Origin of the sequence: Pontibacter sp. BAB1700, from assembly GCF_000277005.1 — a bacterium.
Taxonomy (GTDB): domain Bacteria; phylum Bacteroidota; class Bacteroidia; order Cytophagales; family Hymenobacteraceae; genus Pontibacter; species Pontibacter lucknowensis.
This window is the reverse complement of record NZ_AKIS01000247.1, coordinates 1-3,920: the sequence shown is the minus strand read 5'-3', so window position 1 is coordinate 3,920 and position 3,920 is coordinate 1. Positions and strand designations below refer to the sequence as shown.

General features: G+C 53.0%; 3 protein-coding genes. 1 reads left to right on the top strand and 2 read right to left on the bottom strand.

The genetic code is table 11. The features are described from left to right. Both O71_RS20905 and O71_RS20900 read right to left on the bottom strand, forming a co-directional pair. Window positions 1-1,280: catalase (locus O71_RS20905; protein WP_007661229.1), on the bottom strand; the 1,280-nt coding region annotated here is incomplete at its 3' end. 253 nt (window positions 1,281-1,533) lie between these two features. Continuing rightward, window positions 1,534-2,085: a 2'-5' RNA ligase family protein gene (locus tag O71_RS20900; protein WP_007661227.1), complete on the bottom strand. Its 552-nt coding sequence runs from the start codon at window positions 2,083-2,085 to the stop codon at window positions 1,534-1,536. Between the two features lie 220 nt (window positions 2,086-2,305). On the opposite strand from O71_RS20900, the gene O71_RS20895 reads away from it, so the two are divergent. Further along, on the top strand, window positions 2,306-3,920 hold a 1,615-nt coding region (locus O71_RS20895), incomplete at its 3' end, for an ABC-F family ATP-binding cassette domain-containing protein (RefSeq protein ID WP_040575076.1).

Below are 3,920 nucleotides of genomic sequence, written 5' to 3'. Positions count from 1 at the left end.
ATCGGGCAGCCATTGCCGATGGAGTTTGGCCAATAGTTGGCCTTGCCCTTGCCGATGGTCATGCGCATAAAGCCCGCGCCATGGTGATTGTGCACCGGAGCCACCGGTCTGTTAATCGGCACCTCCGTAAAGTTGGTGCTGTTAAAGCGGTTGAGCTGCGTGTCGATGTATGAGAAGAGACGGCCCTGCAGCAGCGGGTCGTTTGTCACGTCGATGCCTGGCACCAGGTTACCCGGGTGGAAAGCCACCTGCTCTGTTTCAGAGAAAAAATTATCAGGGTTACGGTTAAGCACCATTTTACCAACCGGTCGGCGGGGCACCAGTTCCTCAGGTATGATTTTAGTGGCATCCAGCAGGTCGAAATCATATTTAAATTCGTCCTCCTCCGGCACAAGTTGCACGGACAGCTCAAACTCTGGATAGTCGCCCATTTCTATAGCATCCCACAAGTCACGGCGTAGCCAGTCGGGGTCTTTACCAGCCAGTTTCTGTGCCTCGTCCCATACCAGGGAGTTTGCTCCCAATGTCGACCGCCAGTGGAACTTCACAAAAGTGGCTTTGCCCTCGTCGTTGATAAAGCGGAAGGTATGAACTCCGAAGCCCTCCATCATACGGAAGCTTCTCGGGATAGCCCGGTCAGAAAGCACCCACATCAGCATGTGCGTCGACTCCGGCATAAGCGAGGCGAAATCCCAGAAGGTATCGTGCGCAGCAGAGGCCTGGGGCATTTCGTTGTCCGGCATGGGTTTAATGGCGTGCACCAGGTCCGGGAATTTGTTGCCATCCTGTATAAAGAACACAGGCATGTTATTGCCTACCAGGTCGTAGTTGCCTTCGGCTGTGTAGAACTTGGTGGCAAAGCCGCGTACGTCCCGCACTGTATCGGCTGAGCCGCGCGACCCCACCACCGTGGAAAAGCGCACAAATACAGGTGTCCGTGTGCCGGGTTCTGTCAGAAATCTGGCTTTCGTATATTTCTTGAGTGAGTCATCATAAGGCTGGAAGTAACCATGAACCCCTGAGCCACGGGCATGCACTACCCGCTCAGGTATAGACTCATGGTCGAAGTGCGTCATTTTTTCACGGAAGTGAAAGTCTTCCATCAGGGTAGGTCCACGCTGTCCTGCCTTCAGGGAGTCGTCGGTGTGGTTGATACGGACCCCCTGGTCGGTTGTCATGTATTCGCCCTGGCCATCTTCCCGGTATTGCTCCAGCTGCTTGTTTTTGCTGTCTTCGTTCACCTGGGTAGGCTTAGGCTGCTTATTGTCTTTCTCTTCCATAGTCATGTTTGTTTTTGAGATGTGTATAGGATATGCTTTTGACTTTGTGTGATCAAATCAATTCAAGAATACGGGGATGAATTTTAAGGGGTTAAGAAAAAGTGAAACTAAACGTGATTAAAATTAAATTAAAATAATACTTTCCTTATGACAGCCATGGGGGTATCAGCTGTGGTAAATCCACAGGCAGGTTTGAGGAAGGGCTATGCTTGGAAAATTCTGGGATATAGCGGCAGCGTAAAGAGGAGCAAACCTATAGCGTCAGCTCCTTACGCCCGAAGGTATACTCGTCCTCCTTCAGGTAATAATCACCGCACTTTTGCAGTATGGTCAGGTTGTCGATCCTGATCTCCCAGTTGAAATTGTAGTTGAACAGAAAGGTGAGTACCGGTCCCAGCACTTCAGGGGAAGTGTCGCCGAGGGCCAGGGAAATGTGAGGGAGCCACATGTTGGGATTGTAGTAGATGCCCATTTCGCTGCTCATTTCAGATATGTCGCGGTGCAGGCGGGCATGCAGCTGGTTGAGCGGCGCTGTGCGCAGCACCGGGATGTAGATGACCGGTTTCTCGCCCGGGAACACGCCCAGGCCAGTGGTGCGGATGGTGAAGGGCTCCGTCTCACGGCTGGTTTCAGCCAGGTATTGCTGAATCTCTTCCATGTCCGGTATTTCGGCAGTGAGCAGGGTCAGGTGCGGGTATGGCGTCATCTTCACCTCATTGAGCCCAAATTTCTCATCAAGAAGCTCGGTCAGTTCAGATACACGCGCAGAATGAGATGGGTCGAGCAGGGATGTAACTGCGATCATAAAAGGCTATTTTTTTATTGCTGTTCTCAACGTATCGCACACACATTTTTCAAAAGCATAAAGCTATAGAACGAGGTGCATGTGATAATGTTTACCTGGCCGGGGCTTTTTGCAGCAGGCATCTTTTATTTCTACGTATGAGGTGACTTTTGGTCTGTGGACCTTTGCACTGGGGATGTTTCCCAAAATAAGTACCTTTGTAGCTCAGCTTTCTGAATCTATGATCTCTATAAATAACCTTAGCTTTCATTTTGGCAGTCGCCCCATGTACGAGGATGCCAGCCTGCACATCAAACCCAAAGACAAGATCGGCCTGATCGGGCTCAACGGTACCGGCAAGTCCACACTGCTGCGCATCATCGTGGGCGAGTACAAGCCCGATGGTGGCAGCATTCAGATGAGCAAGGAAACCACCATCGGTTTCCTGAACCAGGACCTGCTTAGCTATGAAACGCACGAGAGCATCCTGTCGGTGGCCATGCAGGCCTTTGAGGAGGCCATCTCGCTACAGCAGGAGATCGATCAGATACTGGTGGAGTTTGAGAACAACTTTCATGATAAGCTGGTCGATAAGCTGGCAGCGCTGCAGGAGCGCTTTGAGGCCCTGGGTGGCTATACCATGCAGGCTGAGGCGGAATCGATCCTGGAGGGACTTGGCTTTACAACGGAGGAGCTGAAGCAACCACTGGCCTCTTTCTCGGGTGGCTGGCGCATGCGCGTGATGCTGGCCAAGATCCTGTTGCAGAAGCCATCGCTGCTGCTGCTCGACGAACCGACCAACCACCTTGACCTGCCCTCTATCAAGTGGCTCGAGTCCTACCTGGACCGCTTTGAGGGGGCCGTCGTGATTGTGTCGCACGACAGGGAGTTCCTGGACAAAACCACCAACATCACGGTGGAAGTATCAAATGCCAAGCTGAATGTATACCCGGGCAATTACAGCTTTTATGTAGAAGAGAAAGCCCTGCGCAACGAGATACAGAAAGGCGCTTACGAAAACCAGCAGGCCCAGATACGCCAGACCGAGCGATTCATTGAGCGCTTTAAGGCCAAGGCGACCAAAGCCAAGCAGGCCCAGAGCCGCATGAAGCAGCTTGAGCGCATGGAGCGCATCGAGGAGGTGGCAGGCGAGGCTGCGAAGGTGAACTTCAGCTTCCGCTTCAATGTGCAGCCGGGCCGTCACATCTTTCGGCTGGAGCACATGAGCAAAAGCTTTGGCAGTAAACTCATATTTAGGGATACCAACGTGCACATCCAGCGGGGCGACAAGATTGCGCTCATCGGTGCCAACGGCAAGGGTAAGTCCACACTGCTGCGCATCATTGCCGGCACCGAGCCGATAGAGGGCAAGCGCGAGATGGGCCATAACGTGATCATGTCCTTTTACGCGCAGCACCAGCTCGAGGCCCTGAACGTGGAAAATGAAATTTTGCAGGAACTGCAGCAGGCGGGCTCCGGCAAAACGGAGGTAGAGCTGCGCACGCTGCTGGGTTCCTTCCTCTTCACCGGCGACGATGTGTTCAAAAAGATCAAGGTGCTGTCGGGAGGGGAGAAGAGCCGCGTGGCACTGGCCAAGACGCTGATCTCAGAGGCCAACTTCCTGATGCTCGACGAACCGACCAACCACCTGGACATGATGTCGGTGAATATCCTGATCCAGGCGCTGGAGCAGTACGAGGGAACCTTTATCGTGATCTCGCACGACCGCTACTTTGTGGAGAACGTCGCGACCAAGATCTGGTATATCGAAGACTACCAGCTGAAAGAGTACCCGGGCACCTACCACGAGTATGAGGCCTTCCAGGAGAAGCGCGAGAAAGAAACTAAACGCGATG